The organism is Chroococcidiopsis sp. TS-821, from assembly GCF_002939305.1.
In the GTDB taxonomy this organism is placed as follows: Bacteria; Cyanobacteriota; Cyanobacteriia; order Cyanobacteriales; family Chroococcidiopsidaceae; genus Chroogloeocystis.
In genome coordinates, this window is the sequence record NZ_MVDI01000011.1 from 109,348 (window position 1) to 134,483 (window position 25,136).

Annotated in this window: 24 protein-coding genes, 1 tRNA gene, 1 other RNA gene and 1 pseudogene; 13 read left to right on the top strand and 14 right to left on the bottom strand. The window is 43.8% G+C overall.

Annotation, left to right across the window (positions count from 1 at the left end):
• Positions 1-19: 19 nt before the first annotated feature.
• Positions 20-883: a lipid kinase gene (locus tag B1A85_RS20435; RefSeq protein WP_104548570.1), complete on the top strand. Its 864-nt coding sequence runs from the start codon at positions 20-22 to the stop codon at positions 881-883.
• A gap of 24 nt (positions 884-907) precedes the next feature.
• Positions 908-1,507, top strand: a complete 600-nt coding sequence (locus tag B1A85_RS20440) for an exopolysaccharide biosynthesis protein (RefSeq protein WP_104548571.1) — start codon at positions 908-910, stop codon at positions 1,505-1,507.
• Between the two features lie 171 nt (positions 1,508-1,678).
• On the opposite strand, the gene B1A85_RS20445 is transcribed toward B1A85_RS20440, so the two are convergent.
• Together B1A85_RS20445 and B1A85_RS20450 are read right to left on the bottom strand one after the other, a co-directional pair.
• The gene (locus B1A85_RS20445) at positions 1,679-2,386 is read right to left on the bottom strand and encodes a general stress protein (RefSeq protein WP_104548572.1); all 708 of its coding nucleotides are present in this window, start codon (positions 2,384-2,386) and stop codon (positions 1,679-1,681) included.
• Positions 2,387-2,708: 322 nt separating this feature from the next.
• Positions 2,709-2,782 (bottom strand) — tRNA-Val (locus tag B1A85_RS20450).
• 248 nt (positions 2,783-3,030) lie between these two features.
• Here B1A85_RS20450 and B1A85_RS20455 point away from each other — a divergent pair.
• On the top strand, positions 3,031-3,888 hold the full coding sequence (locus B1A85_RS20455) for a sulfotransferase family 2 domain-containing protein (RefSeq protein WP_104548573.1): 858 nt from the start codon (positions 3,031-3,033) through the stop codon (positions 3,886-3,888).
• 63 nt (positions 3,889-3,951) lie between these two features.
• Here the strand turns inward: B1A85_RS20455 and B1A85_RS20460 are convergent, their stop codons facing one another.
• Together B1A85_RS20460 and B1A85_RS20465 are read right to left on the bottom strand one after the other, a co-directional pair.
• Positions 3,952-4,380, bottom strand: a complete 429-nt coding sequence (locus B1A85_RS20460) for a universal stress protein (protein WP_104548574.1) — start codon at positions 4,378-4,380, stop codon at positions 3,952-3,954.
• A gap of 154 nt (positions 4,381-4,534) precedes the next feature.
• Positions 4,535-6,061: a sodium:alanine symporter family protein gene (locus B1A85_RS20465; protein ID WP_104548575.1), complete on the bottom strand. Its 1,527-nt coding sequence runs from the start codon at positions 6,059-6,061 to the stop codon at positions 4,535-4,537.
• Between the two features lie 206 nt (positions 6,062-6,267).
• Between B1A85_RS20465 and B1A85_RS20470 the strand changes: the two genes are divergently transcribed.
• Positions 6,268-7,053 (top strand): SDR family oxidoreductase, encoded by a 786-nt coding sequence (locus B1A85_RS20470; protein ID WP_104548576.1) that lies wholly within the window; start codon positions 6,268-6,270, stop codon positions 7,051-7,053.
• An 82-nt stretch (positions 7,054-7,135) separates the two neighbouring features.
• Here B1A85_RS20470 and B1A85_RS20475 read toward each other — a convergent pair whose 3' ends face one another.
• Both B1A85_RS20475 and B1A85_RS20480 read right to left on the bottom strand, forming a co-directional pair.
• Positions 7,136-7,915 (bottom strand): photosystem II S4 domain protein, encoded by a 780-nt coding sequence (locus B1A85_RS20475; protein WP_104548577.1) that lies wholly within the window; start codon positions 7,913-7,915, stop codon positions 7,136-7,138.
• Positions 7,916-8,026: 111 nt separating this feature from the next.
• Positions 8,027-8,542: a hypothetical protein gene (locus B1A85_RS20480; protein ID WP_104548578.1), complete on the bottom strand. Its 516-nt coding sequence runs from the start codon at positions 8,540-8,542 to the stop codon at positions 8,027-8,029.
• A 421-nt stretch (positions 8,543-8,963) separates the two neighbouring features.
• Here B1A85_RS20480 and serA point away from each other — a divergent pair, with 421 nt between their 5' ends.
• Positions 8,964-10,544, top strand: a complete 1,581-nt coding sequence (gene serA / locus B1A85_RS20485) for a phosphoglycerate dehydrogenase (RefSeq protein WP_104548579.1) — start codon at positions 8,964-8,966, stop codon at positions 10,542-10,544.
• 144 nt (positions 10,545-10,688) lie between these two features.
• Complete coding sequence (prmA, locus tag B1A85_RS20490) at positions 10,689-11,567, top strand: 50S ribosomal protein L11 methyltransferase (protein ID WP_104548597.1); 879 nt, start codon at positions 10,689-10,691, stop codon at positions 11,565-11,567.
• 11 nt (positions 11,568-11,578) lie between these two features.
• Here prmA and trxA read toward each other — a convergent pair whose 3' ends face one another.
• The gene (gene trxA / locus B1A85_RS20495) at positions 11,579-11,896 is read right to left on the bottom strand and encodes a thioredoxin (protein ID WP_104548580.1); all 318 of its coding nucleotides are present in this window, start codon (positions 11,894-11,896) and stop codon (positions 11,579-11,581) included.
• Positions 11,897-12,201: 305 nt separating this feature from the next.
• Between trxA and fabG the strand changes: the two genes are divergently transcribed.
• The 5 genes from fabG (at position 12,202) to rnc (ending at position 17,918) form a co-directional block, all read left to right on the top strand.
• Positions 12,202-12,969, top strand: a complete 768-nt coding sequence (gene fabG / locus B1A85_RS20500; RefSeq protein WP_104548581.1) for a 3-oxoacyl-[acyl-carrier-protein] reductase — start codon at positions 12,202-12,204, stop codon at positions 12,967-12,969.
• Between the two features lie 503 nt (positions 12,970-13,472).
• Positions 13,473-15,122, top strand: a complete 1,650-nt coding sequence (gene groL / locus B1A85_RS20510; RefSeq protein WP_104548582.1) for a chaperonin GroEL — start codon at positions 13,473-13,475, stop codon at positions 15,120-15,122.
• 280 nt (positions 15,123-15,402) lie between these two features.
• Positions 15,403-16,602 (top strand): magnesium/cobalt transporter CorA, encoded by a 1,200-nt coding sequence (gene corA / locus B1A85_RS20515; protein ID WP_104548583.1) that lies wholly within the window; start codon positions 15,403-15,405, stop codon positions 16,600-16,602.
• Positions 16,603-16,636: 34 nt separating this feature from the next.
• An RNA gene (gene rnpB, locus B1A85_RS20520) (RNase P RNA component class A) lies at positions 16,637-17,025 on the top strand.
• A 149-nt stretch (positions 17,026-17,174) separates the two neighbouring features.
• Positions 17,175-17,918, top strand: coding sequence for a ribonuclease III (rnc, locus tag B1A85_RS20525; RefSeq protein ID WP_104548584.1), 744 nt, complete (start codon positions 17,175-17,177; stop codon positions 17,916-17,918).
• Between the two features lie 409 nt (positions 17,919-18,327).
• Here the strand turns inward: rnc and B1A85_RS20530 are convergent, their stop codons facing one another.
• Positions 18,328-20,307 carry an ATP-binding protein gene (locus tag B1A85_RS20530; RefSeq protein WP_104548585.1) on the bottom strand — a complete coding sequence of 660 codons (1,980 nt, stop codon included), beginning with the start codon at positions 20,305-20,307 and terminating at the stop codon, positions 18,328-18,330.
• A 379-nt stretch (positions 20,308-20,686) separates the two neighbouring features.
• Here B1A85_RS20530 and B1A85_RS20535 point away from each other — a divergent pair, with 379 nt between their 5' ends.
• A complete protein-coding gene (locus B1A85_RS20535) occupies positions 20,687-21,394 on the top strand; it encodes a RibD family protein (RefSeq protein ID WP_104548586.1) in 708 nt (235 codons plus the stop codon).
• An 83-nt stretch (positions 21,395-21,477) separates the two neighbouring features.
• The gene (locus B1A85_RS20540; protein WP_104548587.1) at positions 21,478-22,659 is read left to right on the top strand and encodes a GNAT family N-acetyltransferase; all 1,182 of its coding nucleotides are present in this window, start codon (positions 21,478-21,480) and stop codon (positions 22,657-22,659) included.
• 95 nt (positions 22,660-22,754) lie between these two features.
• Here B1A85_RS20540 and B1A85_RS20545 read toward each other — a convergent pair whose 3' ends face one another.
• From B1A85_RS20545 to B1A85_RS20560, 6 genes and pseudogenes are all read right to left on the bottom strand, one after another.
• The gene (locus tag B1A85_RS20545) at positions 22,755-22,955 is read right to left on the bottom strand and encodes a hypothetical protein (protein ID WP_210404620.1); all 201 of its coding nucleotides are present in this window, start codon (positions 22,953-22,955) and stop codon (positions 22,755-22,757) included.
• Positions 22,956-22,993: 38 nt separating this feature from the next.
• Positions 22,994-23,968, bottom strand: a complete 975-nt coding sequence (locus tag B1A85_RS20550) for an arsenic resistance protein (RefSeq protein WP_104548588.1) — start codon at positions 23,966-23,968, stop codon at positions 22,994-22,996.
• Between the two features lie 111 nt (positions 23,969-24,079).
• Entirely contained in the window at positions 24,080-24,382 is a 303-nt protein-coding gene (locus B1A85_RS26335) for a 4Fe-4S binding protein (RefSeq protein WP_210404621.1), read from the bottom strand.
• A pseudogene (locus tag B1A85_RS25840) lies at positions 24,371-24,424 on the bottom strand (hypothetical protein); the annotation flags it as partial. The pseudogene B1A85_RS25840 and the gene B1A85_RS26335, both read right to left, overlap by 12 nt.
• Complete coding sequence (locus tag B1A85_RS24940; RefSeq protein WP_210404622.1) at positions 24,425-24,598, bottom strand: hypothetical protein; 174 nt, start codon at positions 24,596-24,598, stop codon at positions 24,425-24,427.
• A gap of 53 nt (positions 24,599-24,651) precedes the next feature.
• Positions 24,652-24,858 (bottom strand): hypothetical protein, encoded by a 207-nt coding sequence (locus B1A85_RS20560; protein ID WP_104548589.1) that lies wholly within the window; start codon positions 24,856-24,858, stop codon positions 24,652-24,654.
• Between the last annotated feature and the right edge of the window lie 278 nt (positions 24,859-25,136).

A 25,136-nucleotide genomic window follows, 5' to 3' on the forward strand; every position in this document is an offset into this window, starting at 1 on the left:
GCAAACATCTACCATAAATATGACCCGTCGCGCATTGCTACTCGTCAATCGTCACGCGCGTCAAGGACGCAATCTTACATACGCGATCGCGCAATTAGAAAACTTAGGGATAGAGTTGATTCCAGAAATAACTGAAGATGCGCGATATTTGCCAGAAATTATCCGCAGCTATCAAAATAAGGTTGATTTAGCGATCGTGGGTGGTGGCGATGGAACTTTGAATGCTGTCGTTGATAGTTTGGTCAATTCTCAGTTACCTTTAGGGATTTTGCCCTTGGGAACCGCTAACGACCTAGCTCGCACGCTGGGAATTTCGAATCTCGCCATAGCTTGCCAAGTGATTGCTCGTGGTAATGTTCAATACATTGATTTAGGCTGGGTTAATGGCAAGTATTTTTTTAATGTTGCAAGTCTGGGACTAAGCGTACAAATTACCCAAAAGCTGACAAAAGAAGCCAAGCGCCGCTGGGGAGTTTTGGCCTATGCTATAACGGCAATTGAAGCAATGTGGCAAGCGCATCCATTTTACGCAGAAATTCGGCGCAATGGACAGACAATTCGCGTGAAAACAGTTCAAATTGCGGTTGGCAACGGTCGTTACTACGGAGGTGGCATGGCGATTGTACACGATGCCAAGATTAATGACCAAAGGTTAGATGTATATAGCTTAGAAATCCAGCACTGGTGGCAGATATTAACTTTATTTCCAGCACTGCGAAGCGGAAAGTATACAACATTATCGGGTGTTCGAGCTTTTCACGGTCAGGAAATTGAAGTATATACGCGCAAACCACTGCCAATAAATACTGATGGAGAAATTACAACCTATACACCTGCGCATTTTCGTGTTATTCCTCATGCTTTAGCAGTTTTGACGCCTTAGCTGTTTTAATAAAGACAACACCCGATGCTTAGATTTTCTCAGGATATTAAACTACTGCTAGAAAAGCTAGCTTCTCAACCGTTAACAATTGGTGAGATCCTCGCCGAAACATCGGAAAGGGGTTTTAGTTTGGTCATTGCGTTGCTCGTTTTGCCTTTTTTGTTTCCAATGCCACCAGGGTTCACAGGACCGTTGGGTTCAGGGTGTTTGTTACTTTCGCTACAAATGGCTGTAGGACGGCGATCGCCTTGGTTACCTAAAAAAGTGGCGCAATTTCGATTTTCCCGCCATTTTACTGTACAAATTCTCCAAAATTTAAGACGTGTCACGCGCGTAGTTGAAAAAATTGCGCGTCCTCGCTGGACAGCCCTTGCCGAAAGTCGTATTACTTGGCAACTTAATGGGTTGTGTATTTCTTGGCTAACAATATTATTAATTTCTCCAATTCCCTTCACTAACCCGATTCCGACGGTAGGAATCTTGCTATTTGCTGTGGCTACCCTAGAATCAGACGGTTTATTAATGTGTGTTAGTTATGTGCTGACAGCTTTGATTACTTTGATAGTCGTATCCATTGGTTACACGCTTTGGCAAGCTCCCAATTTTTTGCCGAGTATCTTTTGAGTCGTTTGTCAGGGAGAAACTCCGAGAGGGTGAGCCCCCCAAATCCCCCATCAATTGGAGGATTTTGAAATTTTTGAAATAATTCTATCGAGGAGACTACCCGCTTAATCGGTAATACGCAAGCAGTAGCTTTTTACTCTCGGAGTCAATTGGATGAACGCAGTCGTGCTCTTACCGCGTTTCTTGTCGCTTGTCAACAATTTTTACATTGGGTTCAGCAGTTGTGCTGTTGACAGTACGTTCATTACGAACTTCGCTGCTTGTATATTGTGGAGTACTTTGCTCGACGGTTTCGACTTGCGTTGGAGTAGCTTTAGTGCGGCTTTGGTCAGCATGCATATCGTATACTGCCCATTGATTAATACCTCGACTACTTAAAACTGAGCCAGCACGGTCAATGTCTGCTGCAGTACCTTCTACGAAGACTAAGTAGTCGCCTTGCGAGACGCGATCGCTATAGACTTGTGCTTCTTCTTCAGGAATTCCTAATCCCGTTAGCGCTCCTACAATACTTCCTGCTGCTGCACCAATACCAGCACCAGCCAAGGTTGTAGCAATTGTTCCACCCGCAAGAAAAGGTCCTACTCCAGGAATGAGTAAGGCTTCCAAACCTACTAATAAACCGCCGGCACCTCCTAGAACAGTACCGGTAGTTGCACCAATACCTGCACCTTCTTGTGCCTCGTTGTCACCCCGTCGATTTACTTGGTCGCGATCTTGTACATCTACCCCTGCAACCTGCTCGTCGCGGTTTGTGTCTTTAGCCAAAACTGAAACTTTATCCATAGAGAAACCAGAATCTCTCAAGGCATTGAGAGCTGATTCTGCCTCTGTCCGGCTGGAAAATGTACCAACTGCACGCTTAAGTTGAGTTGCCATTATTCCCTCCATACTTAACTACAAAAGTACTAATGCATAAAGCACCAATACTTACTGATTTCCTAGTCTCTCTAATCGAACCAGTTACTTCATCGGTCTGTGGTTTTACATTAGGTAGCTACACATATCTATCAGAAGAGGGGGTCAGTATTACTTGATACTCCCTAAACGATAGAAGGTTATCCTCTTGCTTCTATTACTGTGGTAACTAAAGTACGAGTAAGGCGATCGTGACTCGATTCTTAAACGCCTACACTAGTTCGTTGGAACCGAGCGCGTGGTTTAAATTTGTAAGCTGTTACTCTCTATCAGCAAAATTAAATGGACGTAACTGGACTCGAACCAGTGACCTCTACGATGTCAACGTAGCGCTCTAACCAACTGAGCTATACGTCCTTTGGATTATCAAGTGTAACACAACCTCTGCTTTATAGTAAAGACTATCAAAAAAATATTCTTCTTGATTTGTTTGTCTTTCAAGTTTTCACTTGTAGAGTAGAAAAAACTGAGAGATATGAAGAGGCTTTATTACTTCAAATCTTAAAAAAAACTAACTATAGCTTCAGCGATCTTGAAAAGCTATAAACTACGCATTTAACTGTATATTATAATTGCCATAAACAAGGAACTACTGAGCACTTATAATGTCAACTTTATCCAAAGATTTACAACAAGAACAAGCAATAATTTTTCTACATCTACCGAAAGCTGCGGGCAGCACGCTACACCGTATAATAGAGCGGCAGTATCCAGCTAATGTTATTTACTCTATTGACGGCTTAAAGGTAGCTGAATCGATCGAGGAATTTAAGAACTTACCAATAGCACGCAGACAAGAAATCAAAATGTTGAAGGGGCATATGAATTTTGGATTACATGAATATTTACCTCGCCCATCAACTTACATCACAATGCTACGCGAACCAGTAGAAAGAGTAATTTCACTGTATTACTATATAATACGCAACCCTAAACATTGGTTACATGCTGAGGTAAAAGGAAAAAATTTAAGTCTACAAGAGTACGTTAGCAGTGGCATAGCTACAGCAGCTAATAATGGTCAAACCAGATTGATAGCAGCGGTAGATGAATCGAAAGTCGGCTTCGATCAAATGTCTGAAGAACATTTAGCCATTGCTAAACAACGATTACAAGATTATTTTACAGTTGTAGGAATCACTGAAAAATTTGATGAAACACTAATTTTACTAAAAAATAAATTTGGTTGGAAAATGCCACTATACGTTAAAGAAAATGTAACCAAGAATCGGCAATCTAAAGCAAGTGTTCCACCACAAACTCTTGAAACTGTAGAGTATTATAATCAGCTAGATATTCAACTCTACCAGTACGCAAAACAGCTATTTGAACAGCAAATTTCTCAAAATTTAGACATTTTTGAAAGAGAATTTAAGTCTTTCAAGCTAATAAATCAGCAGTATGGAAACGTGTATCCTATCTATAAATATATTGCTCGTAAATTAAATGTTTTTAAGAAATAAAGTTCGAGTTTATGTAGCGGCATGGCATTAAGGTTTTGAATAACTGTTATATAAAGCCTTGATTTATTTTCTCAAAACAACTACGGGGCAGTGTGCAAATCGAACGACTCGCTCAGCAACAGAACCTAGAAAGAAACGACTCAGACCAGTACGTCCGTGAGATGGTATAACTATCAAATCAGCGTTGATTTCTTGAGCGTAATCAATAATTTTAGAACTAGGATCGCCAACTAAAACGCTAATTTGAACTCCTTGAAACTCTGAATCTTTAAGGCGTTCTCGTAGTGCTTCTTGAACGTGTTTTTTACGTGTTTCGTCATCTATTGCTTCCCACACAACTCCTGGCTCAGCAGGATGGAGATGAGAAAGAACATGTAATACATACAGTTGAGAGGAATCTTTGACAAATTCTCGTGCAGGCTTTAGTGCGGCAAACGATTCTTCTGAAAAATCGATTGGGACTAAAACACGATTTCTTTGTAACCAACTCATAACATTTTCCTTAGCAGCGTCGCGCTTGTTAAGTTGGTAGGTAATCGGTAATGAGTGAATACTCTTTAAATGAGCAATTACGAGCTACTAATTACCTACCGTTGATTATTTATATTTGGGCACTCATTGACTTGTAACTACTTGCTTGGATCGATTATCTATAAACTGGCATTTGTCCAGTATTTAATCGTTTCATATAGCTTTCTAAATCCGCTGCTACTTTCCCAGATAATAAATAGCAACCCAAGATATTAGGAAAAGCCATAGCCAAAATCATCATATCACTGAAGTCAAGAACCGCGCCTAGGTTAACAACAGAACCAACGAAGACAAAAATGACGAAGATGACTTTGTAAATCATTGTAGAGCGATCGCCAAACAAGTAAGCCCAACAACGTTCGCCGTAGTAACTCCAAGAAATCATTGTTGAGAAGGCAAACAAAAATACTGCAAGTGACAGAATTACTGGAAACCAACTGATGACTGAGGCAAATGCCGTATTTGTTAGCTGTACCCCACTATCATTTTGATCGGTGTATACACCAGTAATGATCACAACCAGCGCTGTCATGTTGCAAATGACTACAGTGTCAATGAATGGTTCTAACAAAGCAACAATTCCTTCACGAATCGGCTCTTCTGTACGGGCTGCGGAATGGGCGATCGCTGCTGAACCGACACCAGCTTCATTAGAAAAAGAGGCGCGTCTAAACCCTTGGACGAGTACTCCTATGAATCCCCCTGTCACGGCTTGCGGCACAAACGCTTCGCTCACAATTGTGGCAAACGCGCCAGGTACCTGCGGTAAATTAGTCAAGATAATCCACAGCGCCGCTAAAACATAAATTAAGCACATCGCGGGAACAAGCTTCTCTGCAACTCCACCGATGCGACGAATACCACCAATAATCACTAAAGCGACCATGGCGCCTAAAATGAGTCCATAAAGCCAGCTGCGTCCCACAAATAAGGGAACCACTCCAGCGATCGCCGAGTAAGATTGGTTGGCTTGAAACATATTTCCGCCACCAAACGAGCCGCCAATGCATAACACTGCAAACAAGCCAGCTAGCAACTTTCCTAGAGGGCGCAATCCGAGTTCTCCTAGACCGCGTGCGAGATACCGCATTGGACCGCCGGAAACTGTACCATCAGGCGATACTAAGCGATATTTTTGACCAAGCGTACACTCGACAAATTTACTAGACATTCCTAGTAATCCAGCAATCGTCATCCAAAACATGGCACCAGGACCGCCCAATTGAATCGCGATCGCCACCCCTGCAATATTTCCTAATCCTACCGTTGCTGAAAGCGCTGCCGATAAAGCTTGAAAGTGAGTGACTTCTCCAGTTTCTGCCGGATTATCGTAATGTCCCTGAACAACAGAGATTGCGTGACCAAAAGCCCGAAAATTGACAAATTTCATGCGCAGTGTAAAAAAGACTGCGCCGACAATTAACCACAAGACAATGAACGGTAGACCTGCAACACTGAAAAACAGTACCTGCGATAGTGCATCTACCAACCTTGAAAAAACCGCATCAATTCCAGCAAGAAATCCATTGTCCGCCGCCGTTGTTTCTTCGGCTGCTAAAGCCGTTCCTGATATAACCAGCAGTAAGACTACTGGAAATATGGGAGATTTTCGCAGCACCCTCTTAAGCGAATATTTTCTCATCAGATACTATTGCAATCACAAGATACAGAATGTCAAACAAACTATAAATTTATTTGATAATAAAACTGTTAACAAGGAAACATTTTGTTGCGTTTTGAACAAAATCTTCTTGGGTATGTATTCCTTACGAGATAAACTGCTTTTTTTTGTAAAAATTAGCATAGAGTTAAGTATTGTTAAGAGATTTAAAATTTTTGGTAAAGTACATGACAACGGCATTGATTACAGGTGCTTCTGCGGGGATTGGGGCGGCTTTCGCGCGAGAACTTGCTGCACGCCGGACAAACTTAGTGCTAGTTGCGCGATCGCAAGCGAAACTCGAACAACTTGCAACGCAACTCCAGGCGCAATACCAAGTTCAAGTAGAGATTATCCCTCAAGACTTAACTGCACCACAAGCGGCGCTAACCGTATTCAATACTATCAATAGTAAAGGTGTCACGATCGACTTATTAATTAACAACGCTGGCTTTGGCGAATACGGTGACTTTATCGAACTCGATCGCGAAACACAGTTAAATATGATACAGCTAAACATTCTGACGCTTGTAGATTTAACGCATTTATTTTTATCACAGATGCGGCAACGCGGTTCAGGTAATATTATTAATATGTCTTCGGTTGCAGCATTTCAATCTATGCCTTACTTTAGCGTCTATGCGGCAACCAAGTCATTTATCCTCAGTTTTAGTGAAGCTTTGTGGGCAGAAAATCGTAAATACGGTGTTCGCGTGATTGCTGTTTGCCCAGGACCAACCGATACGAACTTTTTTAAAGATGCAGAATTTCCGCCCATTTTAGTCAATATTGCCGAAAAAAACTATACTTCTACAAAGGCGGTCGTCTGCGAAGCTTTAGCAGCCTTAGAAAAAGAGCATCCTGTGATTGTTCCTGGCGATTTACGAAATCAGTTCTTGGCAAACATCCCGCGATTTTTACCAAGAGAAGCGATTACAAGTTTTTGGAAAACAGTTTTAGGTAGTAGAAAGTAAAACGTTAATTGCATTAACTGCACGCTTATATAAAGTCTTTTCCATTACCTATTACCAATTACCCCTTACTCAAAAATTTTAGTTATACATACCGAGTTAACTGCACGCGGTAACGTTCCTTTTTAGTAACAGCAACTTCACCTACTTCTAAGCGTCCTTTACCGCGAATTGCGATTAAATCTCCTGGTTTAACTGGCGTGCTAGCTTGAGTAACTTCTTTCCAATTGACACGCACGTCGCCAGCATCGATCAGATCAGCCATTTTACTGCGAGAAGTACCAAAGCCAGCAGAAGCGATCGCATCTAATCTTAAAGAAGCTTCAACTGTTGTCAGTTCTTTCTTCTTAGGTTCGCGAATCTTGAGTTCACTTAACTCAATGCGTTGTGTTTTTACTGGAACCGAACGAACTTGCTGAAGATTCATTTCTAAAAATTCAACAAGTTCAGGAACTACAATTGCTTGTGCGCCGCGTTCGCCCAACACAATAATGTCACCTATTTTCTCGCGAACAATACCTGTACCCAGCATTGCGCCCAAAAAATCGCGATGCGTTGCGGTATCAAACAGAAAATTTCCAGAAATATCGAGGGCTGCGACAGCGACGCGCGACACGTCCAGAGGTATTTCAGCACGCGCGATCGCTAGACGTTGCCTTTCTGCTTGTGGATACCCACCCCAAGCGAGCGTTTGTAACTCAGTTAAACGGCTAAAAACCTGTTGCGTTTCTGCTAATTCTGGAGGAGACAAAAAATCAGTCAACACAACTTCCCAAGTTTTAATCGCCTGTTGTGCTTGATCGATGACCCGCGCCACAATATCTCGGTTTTCAACGCCCTTTAAAAGTTCTTCTCTCGGTAACATTCCAAATATATTTGATGTCTTAAATTAATTAAGGATGTACTCGCTTCATCTCAGTCAGTCCTCGTTTGACGATCCGCGTGTTTAGAGTGGTTCGTTAAAACACTTGCCACATCACACTCCTGCAGGATCGACATAGCCTTGCAGATTCTCTGGCTCAAACTGACGCAAAACCCGCGTTGCTTGACGAGTTAAACTTTCTGAACCGCGAACCACAATTAAATACTTACCTGCCTCTAAGCGATTGCGATAAGGTAAAGCGTCACCACTACCAAAAGCTACACCGGCTGCACCGCCAACAAAAAAGCTTCCCATATAACCAGCAGCAGCCCCTAATAACCCACCAATTAACTGATTACCAATTTCTCCAGCCCAAGGAAAAGTATTCAATCCTGTCAGCAAATTAAAAGCGACTCCTGCAACAAAGCCAAAGGGTACAAGCCACAGCATCATAATTCGCGATTGCTTTTTAGCCTGCTCTTTAGGGTCAATCAACCCAAACTCGTCAGCACTCTTGTATCCTTTCCCTAGAATACTGACTTTATCTGTGGGAATGCCTTCTTTTTCAAGTGCTAGGTAAGCAGCTTCAGCTTGGATGCGATCTGGTAATACAGCAACAAGGTAATTCATCTTCGCAAGTTTTGTTGATCGACAATTGTGCTTGACCGCCTTTATGCGGTGAACGCCCCTCCACCAAAGTTAACCTTGGCGAACCGTTCACTTGAGCAAATCTCTATTCTTAATGTACCAGTGGTAAGCCTGCAGCGGGTTTTGTCATAATCTATGATTTACCTTACGCCACCGGATTTGTCGGTATATTAATAAAGGTATAGCCCAAGTGCAGAAATTATTTTATTAAATGTTCTGGCTGGGACGCCTTTACAGTTAAAATAACCTACTGCGGAAGCAACTGCGCTGCAGCATAGGAAGTTTTTTCAAACTTACAGATTGCCTACAGTTGTGTAAATGATAACAATTGCTGCTTGAGAGCATTTTGCTATCATAAATCGCGTTTTTCCTACCCAGTTTTGCTTGCTAATTGTTGCTGATTATGGCTAAAGTTCTCGTCTCCGATCCGATTGACCAGGCAGGAATTGATATTCTGTCTCAAGTTGCTACCGTTGACATCAAAGTGGGACTATCGCCAGAAGAACTGGCGCAGATTATACCAGAATACGACGCGTTAATGATTCGCTCTGGCAGCCGCGTAACTCAAGAAATTATCGAAGCAGGAACGCAGTTAAAAATTATTGGTAGAGCAGGTGTTGGAGTCGATAACGTAGACGTTAATGCTGCTACGCGCAAGGGAATTGTTGTTGTCAACTCGCCCGAAGGTAATACGATCGCCGCTGCCGAACACGCGTTAGCGATGATGCTGGCGTTATCGCGCTATATTCCTGATGCAAATGCTTCAGTCAAAAGTGGCAAATGGGATCGTAAAAGTTTTATTGGAGCAGAAGTTTACAAAAAGACGCTGGGGATCGTTGGTTTAGGGAAAATTGGCTCGCACGTAGCTACTGCGGCGAAAGCTATGGGGATGAAGTTGTTAGCATACGATCCTTTCATTTCTACAGAAAGAGCCGATCAATTAGGGTGTCGCTTGGTAGACATGGATGTTCTACTGCAAGAAGCTGACTATATTACCTTGCACATCCCCAAGACACCAGAAACAACGCACTTAATCGACGCCGCAGCGATCGCTAAAATGAAACCAAATGCGCGTATCATCAACTGTTCGCGTGGGGGAATTATCGATGAAACCGCACTGTATAACGCGCTCAAAGAAGGTAAAATTGCTGGCGCAGCACTTGACGTTTACGAAACTGAACCGTTAGGCGATTCTCCTTTAAAGACACTAGGCAAACAAGTTATCCTCACACCTCACTTGGGAGCATCTACTACCGAAGCACAAGTGAATGTGGCGATCGATGTTGCTGAACAAATTCGCGACGTTTTGCTCGGATTACCCGCGCGTTCTGCAGTCAATATTCCTGGACTTGGTCCTGATATCCTTGAAGAACTCCGTCCTTATATGCAGCTTGCAGAAACCTTGGGCAACTTGGTAGGACAGTTGGCAGGAGGTAGAGTAGAACAACTAGTTGTTAAATTGCAAGGCGAACTCGCAACGAACAAAAGTCAGCCTATCGTCGTCGCTGCACTCAAAGGATTACTTTCGCAAGCGCTACGCGAACGCGTTAATTACGTAAATGCTTCAATTGAAGCCAAAGAAAGAGGAATTCGTGTCATTGAAACGCGAGATGCATCTGTGCGCGACTACGCAGGTTCGTTGCATTTAGAAGCCAAAGGTTCTTTGGGCGATCATTCCGTGACAGGTGCATTGCTTGGTGACAGCGAAATTCGCATTACAGACATTGATGACTTTCCCGTCAACGTTCCCCCAAGTCAACATATGCTATTTACGCTGCATCGCGATATGCCAGGCATTATTGGTAAAATCGGTTCGCTTCTGGGTAGTTTTAATGTGAATATTGCGAGTATGCAGGTAGGGCGTAAAATTGTGCGCGGTGATGCTGTTATGGTTTTGAGTCTTGACGATCCGCTACCCGAAGGCATTTTAGACGAGATAACCAAAGTATCAGGCATTCGCGATGCTTATACTGTGACATTGTAGGAGAAAACAGTGAAGTAGGTAGGCATACTTTTAGGTTGGGTAATGGGTAATGGGTAATAGGTATTCTTTCCAATTAACCAACAACCAGTTACTAGCCTTTCTTTTACGCTTATATTCGCCCACTTAACTTAATCGTTAATGGCTATGGCTAATACCTGGTGTGAATTGCAGATTCTTTGCGATCCTGTGCTAGAGGAAATTGCTTGCTGGCAGCTAGAGCAATTTGGCGTTCGGGGGATGGCGAGTGAAAAAAAAGGAGATCTTCGCCTGATTCGTGCATATTTACTATCCCAAGAGGCGCAAGCAGTCGATTTAGCAGCACTGTGGCAAAAATTAAGTGAAAATGCTCTGTCAATGGATTTACCTGCACCAGAGATACATCAGCAACTGCTTGACGAAGAAGATTGGGCAAATAGTTGGAAACAATATTGGCATCCTCAGGAAATTGGCGATCGCTTTTTGATTAATCCCGCCTGGCTACCAACACCACGTACTGAGCGTATCATCATACGTCTCGACCCTGGTGTTGCTTTTGGCACAGGCAATCATCAGACAACGCAATTGTGTCTTGAGGCACTCGAAGGTCAAATTCAGCCTAATACGGTTATCGCAGATGTTGGCTGTGGCTCTGGGATTTTGTCAATCGCAGCATTACTTCTAGGCGCAAGTCAAGTTTATGCAGTTGATGTTGACCCCCTTGCGGTACAATCTACCGTCAGTAATCGCGAACTCAATGCAATCCCACCAGAACGCTTAATCGTTGAACAAGGCAGCGTTGAGCGGCTGGTATCATTTGGACCAGCACCAGTAGACGGCATTGTTTGTAACATTTTGGCAGAGGTAATTATCCAGTTAATTCCGCAATGGAATGCGATCGCGCACGCATCAACGTGGGGTATTCTTAGCGGAATTCTGATGAGCCAAGCCGACGCTGTTAGTAATACTTTAACTCAGTATGGCTGGCGCGTGACTAGCCAATTGCAAAAACAAGACTGGTGCTGTCTTAAAGTGAGCCGCGTTTAACAACAAACCCCTTACAGCAAAGTCTGTAGTTTCTGAATCAACGCATCGGCAGGCATCACACCTTCAATGCGCTCTACCGGTTGACCGTGTTTAAAAAGTATTAATGTTGGTAAGGCTTGAACTTGATGCTGACTAGCGATTTCAGGATACTTCTCAGTGTCAATTTTCACAACACGCAGTCGCTGCTGAAACTGAGCATTGACTCGTTCTAGAATTGCTGCCATCATCTGACAAGGACCGCACCAGTCTGCATAGAAATCGACTAAGACTGGAACATTCGATTGCGCCAATAATTCGGCAAAATTTTTGAACTGTTGCTTAGTTGCCATAAACTTGTAGTGATTTTTGACGATTGCATTTCTATCCTAATTTTTTCAGACCGCGATCGCATTTATAACTAGGGGTCAGAGATCCCGACAATGTAGACCTTTAGTTGAGAAAATGACCTATTACCTCGAGCCTTCTTTATTGGGACAAATTTTTCTGTCTTCTTCCTTTTTAAACTATAGTTTTTGCAATATACCTAACCTCTGACCTCCGAGCTCAGACCCCTAGTTACAGAGCACAAATCAATCTACAATCATTGAGCGGTTAACCGTCATTGCTGAAGCAAGATAGTTGTAGAGGTGTTTTTATGGAAGTATTGCCCGACAATTTGCAACGATTACGCGACCGAGTTGCGATCGTGACTGGTGCTTCGCGGGGAATTGGCAAAGCGATCGCGCTTAGCCTAGCGAGTGAAGGTGCAAACGTTGTTGTTAATTATGCGAGTTCTAGCACCGCAGCCGAACAAGTTGTTGCAGAAATCTCAGCAGGTGGGGGAAATGCCATTGCACTACAAGCAGATGTGTCCAAACTCGACCAAGTTGATACACTGCTAAATACTGTTATGGAAAAATGGAACCGCGTTGATGTACTTGTAAACAATGCTGGCATTACCCGCGATACGTTGTTATTACGAATGAAACCAGAAGAATGGCAAGCTGTCATTGACCTTAACCTAACTGGTGTTTTCTTGTGTACTCGCGCCACTAGCAAAATCATGCTCAAGCAACGTAGCGGACGCATTATCAGTATTGCTTCCGTTGCTGGTCAAATGGGGAACCCAGGACAAGCAAACTACAGTGCTGCTAAAGCCGGAGTTATTGGATTTACAAAAACTGTTGCTAAGGAATTAGCGCCGCGCGGAATTACTGTCAATGCGGTTGCACCTGGTTTCATTACTACTGATATGACGAGCAATCTCAGCAATACCGAAGAAATTCTAAAATTTATTCCTCTTGGTCGCTACGGTCAACCCGAAGAAGTTGCTGGAATGGTTCGCTTTCTCGCCGCCGATCCTGCGGCTGGTTATATTACTGGGCAAGTGTTTAATGTTGATGGTGGCATGGTAATGGCGTAGGGGCGCTTTTAAAATATTGTTTTCTTTAAAGTTTCTACAAATAGATCGCACAGGAGCAGAGGAGCAGAGGAGAAGTTAATTGTAGTTCTTATTTGGAGAAATGGTAGAGAATCTAAGGTTGGAATTAGCTGAAGATCGCACACCCTGCTGATGTTGAGTTAAAGCGCAATACCAGAAATTACTCTGGTCGCAACCCTAAAGACTCGTAGGTTCGTCCATTGCGATCGCAAAGTTCAACTTCAAACACAGATAGCATTGCGCATTCACATTTGAAGCTACAACACATATAGCCATTGGGCTTTACTATCTGCCACGCCGATCGCCTCTACTGACTACAGGGGATATCCGAAGAGCGCACTTCTATCCTCAGTATCCTCAGCTTTAGTCACTAGCCATCATGTTTGATTCCCTTGCTTTTCACCTGATTTTTTCTTCAGGGTTAGCACTCCAGACTAGAGAGTGCTAAATTGGAAAATTGGAAGCGCTAGAAAAAATAAAACAATATGGCAAAAATCGTTGCGTTTGATGAAGAATCGCGGCGGGCGTTAGAACGCGGTGTCAACGCTCTTGCTGATGCTGTCAAAATTACATTAGGACCAAAAGGGCGTAACGTTTTACTCGAAAAGAAATTTGGTACACCCCAGATTGTTAACGATGGAATTACCGTTGCCAAGGAAATTGAACTTGAAGATCCGCTAGAAAACACTGGCGCGCGCCTAATTCAAGAAGTCGCATCAAAAACAAAGGACGTTGCTGGTGATGGCACAACAACAGCCACCGTTTTAGCCCAAGCAATGATTCGAGAAGGCTTAAAGAACGTTGCAGCTGGCGCAAATCCTGTTGCAGTAAGACGCGGGATGGAAAAAACCATCGATATGCTAGTTGAAGAAATTGCCGCAGCAGCAAAACCAGTGGAAGGCGGTGCGATCGCGCAAGTCGCAACTGTTTCTGCGGGTAATGATGAAGAAGTCGGCGCCATGATTGCCGAAGCAATGGAGCGCGTGACCAAAGATGGCGTAATTACCGTAGAAGAGTCCAAATCGCTGACGACCGATCTAGAAGTTGTAGAAGGGATGCAACTCGATCGCGGTTATATTTCACCCTACTTCATTACCGACAACGAGCGGATGGTCGTCGATTTTGAAAATCCGCGTATTTTAATTACTGACAAAAAAATCAGTACAATTCAAGATTTAATTCCTGTTTTAGAAAAAGTGGCGCGTGCCGGTCAACCGCTATTAATTATTGCGGAAGATGTAGACGGTGAAGCTTTGGCAACTTTAGTTGTGAATAAAGCTAGAGGAGTCCTCAACGTTTGCGCGATCAAAGCACCAGGATTTGGCGATCGCCGCAAGGAAATGCTACGCGATATCGCGGTTCTCACTGGCGGACAAGTCATTTCTGAAGAAGTTGGACTCAGTTTAGACGATGCTTCCTTAGAAATGATGGGAGTTGCGCGCAAAGTTACCGTTAACAAGGAAACAACAACTATTGTTGCTGGTAGCGATAATAAAGACGACGTGCAAAAGCGAATTGCTCAAATTCGTCGGCAACTCGAAGAAACTGACTCCGAATACGACAAAGAAAAACTTCAAGAACGAATTGCGAAACTCGCAGGTGGAGTTGCAGTGATTAAAGTCGGTGCTGCTACAGAAACCGAACTCAAGGATCGCAAATTGCGGATTGAAGACGCGCTCAATGCTACAAAAGCAGCAGTAGAAGAAGGTATTGTTCCTGGTGGCGGTACAATGCTGATTCACCTTTCTACCAAAGTCGAAGACATCAAAAATAAACTCAACGACGAAGAAAAAATTGGTGCCGATATTGTCAAGCGATCGCTCGAAGCTCCCCTGCGCCAAATGGCAGATAATGCAGGTGTGGAAGGCTCTGTCATCGTGGAAAAAGTTCGGGAGACCGAATTTAATATAGGCTACAACGCTGCTACAGGCGAATTTCAAGACTTGATCGCTGCTGGAATTCTTGACCCTGCAAAAGTTGTGCGTTCAGCCCTACAAAATGCAGGCTCAATTGCTGGAATGGTACTCACAACCGAAGCACTTGTCGTAGAAAAACCTGAAAAGAAAGCTGCTGCTGCTCCTGATATGGGCGGTATGGGCGGTATGGGTGGCATGGGTGGTATGGGCATGATGTAATTCCCCACTTTCCCACTACCTACAATTAAATTAATTGTTCAAGCAGTTTGTGGCTTTCAACAAGCTGCTTTTTTATGCAAGTAGATTTTGGCTAGTATTGTGCAACAGTATCTCCCCAGCCTCAGAAAACTGCTTTGTAATACTATTTGGCAGGAAGCAGGATAAAGGAACGAGCTTATACTAGTTCACCCAATGAGAGCTATAAACAAGTTCTCCCCTGCTGTGAAAGCTGCCTACTGATATCAGCCCTAAATTAAAACAATATTAACCCTCCTGTCGCATGGTCAAAACATCGATTCAATCTTCTCCTTCTGAGATAAAGTCTGTCCGTGAAGATTTCTTCTACGAGCAACCTGGAAGCTTACCAGGGACTTTGAGTATCGAGGAAGACGCTCCCCCACCAGTTATTATGCTGATCGACTATAACGAAGCTCATGCTATGCGTAAACAAGTAAGTACACCAGAAGAATGTCTTCCTTACTTAGATAGTGAGTCAGTTTCGTGGGTTGATGTCCAAGGATTAGGTAGTGAAGATATTTTACAAAGATTAGGCAACGTATTTAAGCTACATCCGCTGCTATTAGAAGATGTTGTTAATGTTCCACAACGCCCCAAAGTAGAAGATCATCAAGACCAATTAGTTGTTATTGCACGGATGGTAATTCCTAAAGAAAATAGAATTGGTTTTTACAGCGAACAAGTAGGCTTTGTTTTAGGTAAAAATTATCTATTGACAGTTCAAGAAGAACCCGAACATGATTGCTTTGAAGCAGTAAGACAACGCATTCGCCAAAACAAAGGTACCCTGCGCAAACAGCAGGCAGATTATTTACTATATACACTTTTAGATTCAATTATTGATGGTTTCTTCCCTGTTTTAGAAGACTATGGGGAACTTATTGAAGCTTTAGAAGAGGAAGTTGTCACTAACCCAACACGAAAAACGTTAGAAAAAATTTATCGCGTGAGAAGAGATTTATTAACGCTGCGACGTGCCATTTGGCCGCAAAGAGATGCGATTAATTCATTAATTCGCGATGGTAGCGCGCAGATTAGCGAAAGCGTGAGAATTTATTTACGTGACTGTTATGACCATGCAGTACAGGTTTTAGATATGGTAGAAACTTATCGTGAATTAGCAGCAGGATTAATGGATGTTTATTTATCTGCTATTAGTAACCGGATGAATGAAATTATGAAATTGCTAACAGTGATTTCATCAATCTTTATTCCATTAACGTTTATTGCTGGGGTGTATGGAATGAATTTTAATACCGAGCGATCGCCCTGGAATATGCCAGAATTAAATTGGTATTGGGGCTATCCGCTGTGTTTGATAAGTATGGGCGCGATCGCTGCTTTACTCGTTGTCTTTTTCTGGCGACGCGGCTGGTTTGAAAATTATTCGACAATCGCTGATGATACTGTCGCCAAAAATTACAGTCGCAAGAGTAGTCTTTGGCGGCGATCGCGTAGATAACAACTCGTTTCAAGGATTACACTGGAACTAGGGAAAGAGTAGGCGCAGCGGTTGCGGAACAGTTCTAAGCAGCTGTTCTGAGGAAAGTCCGGACTCCCGAAAGACCAAACTTGCTGGGTAACGCCCAGTACGAGTGATCGTGAGGATAGTGCCACAGAAACATACCGCCGATGAAGCATTTAGCTTACAGGTAAGGGTGCAAAGGTGCGGTAAGAGCGCACCAGCAACGTCGAGAGGCGTTGGCTCGGTAAACCCCGGTTGGGAGCAAGGTCGGAGGAACTATGGTTGGTCTTTTACCAGTTCCGCTGTAGGAGAACCGCTAGAGGCGTCTGGTGACAGGCGTCCCAGATAGATAACCGCATTTCACCTGCGGTAATGCGCAAGGGTGAATAACAGAATCCGGCTTATGTCCTGCTCTTTCCCTACCTACAAGTAGGTAGTAGATTGATTGAATGAGGATACGAATAAAGGAAGATGGGAAAAAGCAGAGAATCAGTAGATGATTGATCGTAATATGCCATTCGTTTTCTTTATCTGATTCATCTCCCAAACGCTGAACCCCAACTTCACTAATGAGCTTAAGTTATCCACGTCGTCAAAAGCAATTACAAAACCTCGTACAAAAACTAGGACTGCCAACACAAGCGCCAGTACAATGGCACCTTTTAGATTTGGCACTAACCCATCCAAGTGTTTCAGCGCAAGCAAATTATGAACAGTTGGAGTTTATTGGTGATGCGGTAGTACGACTCGTTGCAGCCGAAGTTTTGTGGGAAACTTATCCAGAGTGTCCGGTGGGTGAATTTGCCGCGATTCGTTCAGTGTTGGTGAGCGATCGCATTTTGGCAACTTTAGCAGATGAATATGACTTGGGAATGTATTTGCTAGTTGCTGGAAGTGCGACGGGAGATAAAGCTGGAGAGGAATCGCGCTTAGCTGATGCTTTTGAAGCAGTACTCGGAGCCTTATATCTCAGTACTCATAATTTGGAGTTGGTACGACCTTGGTTAGACATTCATTTTAAACAGCTTGCCGCCCAAATTCGCTCAGATCCTGCCCGACTTAACTATAAAGCCGCTCTCCAAGAATGGACGCAAGCGCATTATAAATGCCTACCAGAGTACCGCGTACAGGAAATCAATCATCGCGGCAACATTCACGATCGCTTTACAGCCCAAGTATGGCTGCAAGGACGACAATTAGGGCAAGGTACAGGTAGGTCGATTAAAGCAGCAGAACAAGCTGCGGCGCAAGCTGCTTTTTTAGCACTAAATGGTCAAGCGCCAGAAATGGTTATTTCAAGTCCGGCTCATTAGTTTTGTAGCAGAGGTCAGGGATCAGGGGTCAGAGGTTGGGTGTAAAAGCAAGCAATGGTCGCAGTTCTCAGCTTTCTGTGCTATGGCTATAAGAAGCAGCGAGCGGAAATTTTTGTGCAAAGGCACTCTCCGCCATCCGGAAATTTCCAAGACAACGGCTGAGGAAGCATGCGAAAGTTTATCATGGATAAGGACATAGACAAGCTAATGCTTCTAAGCTTCTATACTAACTTTCCTGCATGAAGAGAATTGCGAATAAATTTCCACCCAAATAAACGCAGGGTAGTCCACCTGTGTAAACTTATTGCTAAAAGTCTTAAGATTTTGTGTACGAAGGTATACTTTACCTAAATAGCTCCAAAAGAAGTTGTAGGCTACATCAACGGTCGGGCTTTCACTTGATGCGATCTTAGGATCTAGGGAGATGCAAGCGGTCAAGCACGCGTGGTTCTTCGCGTACGTGGTGCGAACGTAACGGCGCTAAGTCCATTACAGGCATTGTAATTGCAACTGTTGTCCCTTTACCAACACCCGCGCTATGCAATGTGATGCTTCCCCCCATTAACTCGATTAGATTGCGTGAAATTGCTAATCCCAATCCTGTACCGCCAAATTTGCGCGTAGTTGTCCCATCTACCATCACAAAGGGGCGAAAAAGTTTGTGTTGTAGCGCCGGATCGATTCCTACGCCTGTGTCTTCTACGGTGATAACTACGCGCGATCTACTGCTGTTAGGCAACAGCTCTGTAACAGGTTGTAGCTGCGTGCTAATCGTAATTTTACCTTGCTCAGTAAATTTAACTGCATTACCAATAACATTGAGTAATACTTGTTTCAGCTTCGCGGGATCGGCTTGTACAGGAATTGGTTCGCTTCCTTGAGACACAACAAGCTGTAAGCCCTTTTGTTGAATATGAACTGTTTGAAGATTGATTACCTCTTTCAGGAGTTGCTGTAAATCCGTCGGTTCTAAAACTACTGATAGTTTACCCGCTTCGATTTTAGCAACGTCAAGTAAGTCATTAATGATACTCAGTAAGTGAATTGCCGCTTCATCGGCGCGTTGTAAAAACTCCATTTCCTCTTCGCGATCGTCGCAACAGCCATCGCGGATGAGGCGAACACATCCGATAATCGCATTCAGCGGTGTTCTCAGTTCGTGCGATGTCGTTGCCAAAAACTCACTTTTGAGTTGATTTGCTGCTTGGGCTTCTTCCCACGCTGTCTCAATTTCTTCTGCTGACGCAGTTAATCGTTCTACCATGCGTTCGAGTGCTTCAGCAAGTTGTTGAAATTCTCGAATTTTGAAGTTGTGCGGGACTCGTTCGACACCATGGTGACTCTGGAGATTCAAAGCATAGTCACGTAATTTTTCTAAAGGTCGTGCTAAATCGCGCGCTAAATACCTTGTTGCGAGTAAACTAGCACCAAGTAACCCAGCTGTAAGTACGATCAGAATAATTTTAATTTCGCGTAGACCATACAGTGCGCTATCTAAGCGCGTAACAGCTAAAATTGTCCAATACTGGTTTGGCTCGTTTGCGATCGGGCTAGGAATCGCACTGTAACCTGCCAAAAATTCTCTTCCATTTTTGGTAAACGACACATTTTGTACATCTTGGCGTCCAGCGATCGCATTTTCGACAATTCTTTGCAGTCGCACAGCGTCGGGTTCTTGTTGAATCTTCCTGCCAACGCATTCAGCAAGCGGGTGCGCCAAAATAATGCCATGCTGCGCGATGACAACAGTGTAACCTGTCAATGAACCACGCCGCGTCCGTTCTTGCGGTTCTAAAGCCGCTTGAATATGCAAGGTATAGCGCGGCTGATTTGTGGGTGTGAAGATTGCTGTGGAGAAGCGTAAGTGCAGTTGACCAATCGAACGATGAGAATTTGGAGTGGATTTGTGCACTTGTGCGGGTAAATCTACAGGTAACAACGCGGCTACATTGACAGAGCGACTGAGATTCAAAGGCGATTGTGTTTGGAGAACCGGTAGCGCAGCCTCGGTGTTAGCCCAAATATTTCCACAAGTACTGGCGATTTGTTTTTGAGTTTGTGCATCTCTTAAATGGACGCACTGAACGTAATCAGGAAGTTGCGTCGCTAATTCGTTCAGATACTGCTGCGCTTGTAAGGTTGTTCCTGTTTGCAGAATTTGTGCGTGACTCGCAGTCATTGAGATTGCTTTAAGGGCGGCGATCGCATCTTCAATACTCTCTCCTTTTCTCACTGCGCTTTCAGTCAAATTTTGGCGTGCCGTTTCCAACAGGATAGAGCGTGCTTTCCTAAAAGCAACAGCCTCGCCGATGAGTAGTACTGGTACGCTCAATAATAAAATTCGCGACAGTAAAATGCGGCGAAATGAAGATTGACCTGGCTTAGCCATAATAATATCTCACTGAAAAGCTGGAAAACCCAACAGCGCAAAACTACTTACCGAGTCGCACAGCAAAGCGTGTTCTTTTAAGTGTAAAAACAACCTTTTGTTGAAAAAGCATATTTCTACACCACATCAGATGTTTTATCGCATATATTGGCTAAAGCACAATGCTTTACATTATGATGTCTCATCACTCACTCAGCTTTGCGGCATGATTAAAATAAAGTTAATTTTTGGACTAACTAATGTATAAATATTAACTCAATATTTCTGGCAAATAGGGAATTTACTCGCGCTTGGAACCGTTATCACTAACGTAAGAGCAATATGGTAGTAAGGGCAATTGATTGTAGTTGCCGAAGCAATTTTTAATTAAGTAGAAGCAATGGCGGATAATAATCAAAAACGACCTCACACTACAGTAGTTTTAGCGATGAGTGCGGATGGCAAAATCGCAGATATTAAGCGATCGCCTGCCCGCTTTGCTTCATCAGTCGATCAGGCACATTTAGAAAAACAACTCGCAACTGTTGATGCAGTGCTGTTTGGTGCAGGGACTCTTAGAACTTACGGCACGACGATGAGTATTTCTCATCCCCAGTTACTCCAGCAACGCTTAGCGCAAAATTTACCACCACAGCCCTTACAAATCGTCGCTTCTTTGTCTGCTGACATCGATCCGCGTATCCGGTTTTTTCGACAACAAGTCAGCCGCTGGTTACTCACAACAACTCCTGGTGCTCGACACTGGCACGAAGGTGTAGAATTTGAGCGAATTTTGGTTTGCGAAGCACCTGCGGCAAATGGTATTGATTGGGTCAACGCTTTACAACTGCTTGCTGAGTTAGGGATATCACGTTTAGCAGTAATTGGTGGTGGCGAACTGATCGCTTCACTCATTGCAGACGATTTAATCGACGAGTTTTGGCTGACGATCTGTCCGCTCATTTTGGGTGGCGTTGATGCTCCTACCCCTGTCGAAGGAGCAGGATTTCCTTCGGAACAGTTAGCGCCTCGTTTAGAGCTACTCTCAGCCGAAGTCATCGAGCAAGAAGTCTTCCTGCACTATCGACGGCAACGTGTAGAAGATTAGATTACCCTATTTAGAAGGGTTCAGCGATCGGAGATCGAGAATCAGAAAAAGAAATTGTAATTCAACTCACCCCTCATTTGACAATGGTGGAACAACTCAAACCCCGCTATTCTGTTGCTTGGATTAATCATATTGCTGAAATTCCTCAAACTGAATGGGATGCCCTAGCATTACCACTGGCGACGCCATTTTTTGAATGGGATTGGCTGCACAATCTTGAAAGTTCAGGTAGTGCGGTTGCTCAAGCGGGTTGGTTACCCAATCACTTAACGGTGTGGCGCGATCGCTCATTGATTGCCGCAGCACCGTTGTATCTTAAAGGTCATAGTTACGGTGAGTTTGTTTTCGATCATCAATGGGCAGATTTGGCGCAACGCATTGGCGTGCGTTATTATCCCAAACTTTTGGGAATGTCACCATTTACACCCGCAACAGGCTATCGCTTTTTAATTGCTCCTGGAGAAGATGAGGATGAGATTACCGAGTTGATGGTGCGAGCGATCGATACTTTTTGTGCCAAAAACCGCATCTCTGGTTGTCATTTTCTTTACGTCGATCCGCAATGGCGCAGTGTCTTAGAACGTCATGGTTTCATAACTTGGATTAATCATAATTACGTTTGGCAAAATCAAGGTTTTCAAACTTTTGATGATTATTTAGCCATTTTCAACGCTAATCAACGGCGGAATATTAAACGCGAACGCAAAGCCGTTGCGACAAATGGTTTGCGGCTACAGCCTCTCACTGGCGATGAAATTCCCAAATCAATGTTTTCGTTGATGTACAACTTTTATGCTGATACCTGCGATAAATTTGGTTGGTGGGGTAGTAAGTACCTGACAAAAAAGTTTTTTGAGCAGTTACATGCAAATTATCGGCATCGAGTTGTGTTTTTTGCGGCGTATAGCGATCGCGATCCCCGTCAACCGCTGGGAATGTCGTTTTGTTTAACCAAAGGCGATCGCCTGTACGGACGTTATTGGGGAAGTTTTCAAGAAATCGATTGCTTGCACTTTGATGCTTGCTACTACGCGCCCATCGAATGGGCAATTTCACACAATATTCAAATCTTCGATCCAGGTGCGGGAGGACGTCACAAAAAACGTCGCGGCTTTCCTGCAAGTCCAAATTACAGTTTGCACCGCTTTTATAATTCTCGGCTTGAGCAAATTTTGGGTTCGTACATCCGCGAAGCAAATCAATGGGAAATGCAAGAGATAGATGCAATTAACCAGGAATTACCATATAGTCGACGTGATTTATAGTTGTAGCAGGAGTCAGGTTTACCTCCGCTCCGAATAATCAGTATGAGCTTCTATAATGTCTTAACTACTCTATTGACTGGGCATATATCTTGCACCTAGCAATGCAAAGATGCCATGTAAACCAATCCTGCCACAAGGTGGTTCGCCTTCTTGACTTGGGGCATTGCCTTGTAACGGCGCTCGAAATCTGTAAGAGAGAGGCGATCGCTGTTTTCCAACGGTGGAATTGAGAGGCTCTGGTTGGGCGTGGTTACCATCGGTTGAACCTCCTGACCTTGCTTATACCTCAGATGCACAAGTTTTTGTCTGACCGCTCTAACTCTACTGTATTAAATTAAACAGCTTCAACAGGTCTACCAAAAATTCTGTCGGTCAACTTCACATACCAGGCAGCCGCCTGCACTTGAATGATGTATGCCATCGAAATGATCAGCGCGATTTCTGCACCTTCTTTGCCAAAAGCCGTCATCGCGATCGCCAAGGCAATCGACAGGTTCCGCATCACGGTTCCGTAGACCAGCGCGATCGCATCATTGCGATTAAAAAACAGCTTGCCAACGATCGTACTCAGCAGAAAGTTGCCACTATACACAATTGCCAAAGGTAGTAGTAGAGAAATCAGCATCCAGGGATTTGCCACAATTCCCTTCGCACGCAATGCCATCGCAACAAACACAATTCCTAATACGCCCAATGTCGAGAAGGCGGGAAACTTCTGCTTCAAGTTTTTGTTGTATTTGTCTTTGCCCACAGTAGCAAGTAAGAGGCGCTGAGTTACGATGCCTAAAACCAAAGGCAAAAACACGATCGCCAAGATTTGTTGAAACACGCTTGCCAAAGGAATTTCAACGACTGTTCCCATTAACCACTTTGCGTAAAATGGAGTAGCGATTGACCCAGCAATTAACCCAACGACTGTCATTTTGATTGCCGCACTCACATTTCCCTTCGCAAAGCCTGTCCAGGAAATCGTCATGCCACTGGTAGGAAGTAAGGCAGATAGGAGGAGTCCTAGTGCAATCAACGGCTGATCGTGGAAGAACCATTGACCCACAAAATAATCAAAAAAAGGAATAACTGCAAAGTTAATCAACTGAGTGACGATTTGAACCTTATAGTCACCACCTGAAAAAACTTCCTTAACCTGTAGGTTGATCGTCATGGGATAGACCATGAGAAAAGTTAGAGGAACAATTGTTGCTTTCAGGAAACTAGGGTCAACGGCAACACCAAAGAGAATGCCTGCGATCATCGTGGCTGGAATCGACCAAATCAGCTGCTGTTGAATCAGAGCAAGAAATTTCCACATGAAAGTCTGTTGGTGATTTATTAGTTGAATCAAGAATGAACTAAGTCACGGTCACGGGTTTGAGTTGTGTTTTGTAGGTGTTGTGTCCGTTGTTGCGGGTAGCTGGGCTTGCTAGGATGTCTTTCGTTTAGCGCGAGCGTGGCGTTGCCCTAACTTACCGAGGGATTCTTGCAGTGTCCCCATTGGGCAGACAGAACACCAGGCACGAGGACGAGTGGCAATTCCTAGAGGAATCGCAATTAAACTAGTGACAACACACATGTTGACAAATACTCCCCCGATCGCCAGCAAGTCTCCACCTGTTGCAATCATGCGGGAAATAAAGATACTCATAAATAAACCAAACACCCCCCAGCGGAACCAACGCCGATTAAACAGGCGTGGCCAAGGGCGATTGAAGGTAAAGTGTGGCATGACAATATCCAAAAAAGCTCCTCTGGGACAGAGATTGCTGCACTAATAGCGAGCGTGAAAGTAAGAGTTTGTAATCAGAAATGCCATCATCAAGGGCATCAAATAGCCCAGCAAGGGATAGAACAAACCACCGATCGCAATTAACGGAAAAAATCCCAGCATAATCCATTGAGAACGTTTGCCTTTCGATTTTCTGGCTTTGGCTTGTGTCGCCATTAAAGTGTCTCCTCTTTGGGTAAAAAACTGAAACAACGTGACCGCATTGAGGTCTATGCAGCAGTATCTTTGGGCTGAGGATGGGTCTGGTTGTCTCGCTGGATTTGTTCCTCTAGTGCAGCGATCGCCCCGTTGGTTGCAGCAAGCCGCGTTTGCAGATGATCTCGCAGCCACTTCAAGAACTTAAGCTGGCGTACTTGGTACGTTTGGTGTAATTCCGAAGAAGAACCACACCTATCCATCAACCAAAAAGGAACCATCTAATATCTCCCTGTAGATTGCCTCGACATAGACTGCATACATCACCTCAAATCTACCCAACTAATTATATAATCAAATAGTTATAAAAAGACAACGTGTAATTATACTTGTACACTGAAGATGTTGACCTGATTCAGTTGAGACTCAGTTATACCAATTCTTTAAAGGAGGGCTACAGATGGTATAAAACTGTCATTGGGTTCAAGAGGCATCTATGGCAGGGGTTTACAAACTAGAAATCGCTGAAAGCGTCGAAGACCTCAAGCAGTTGCTGCGA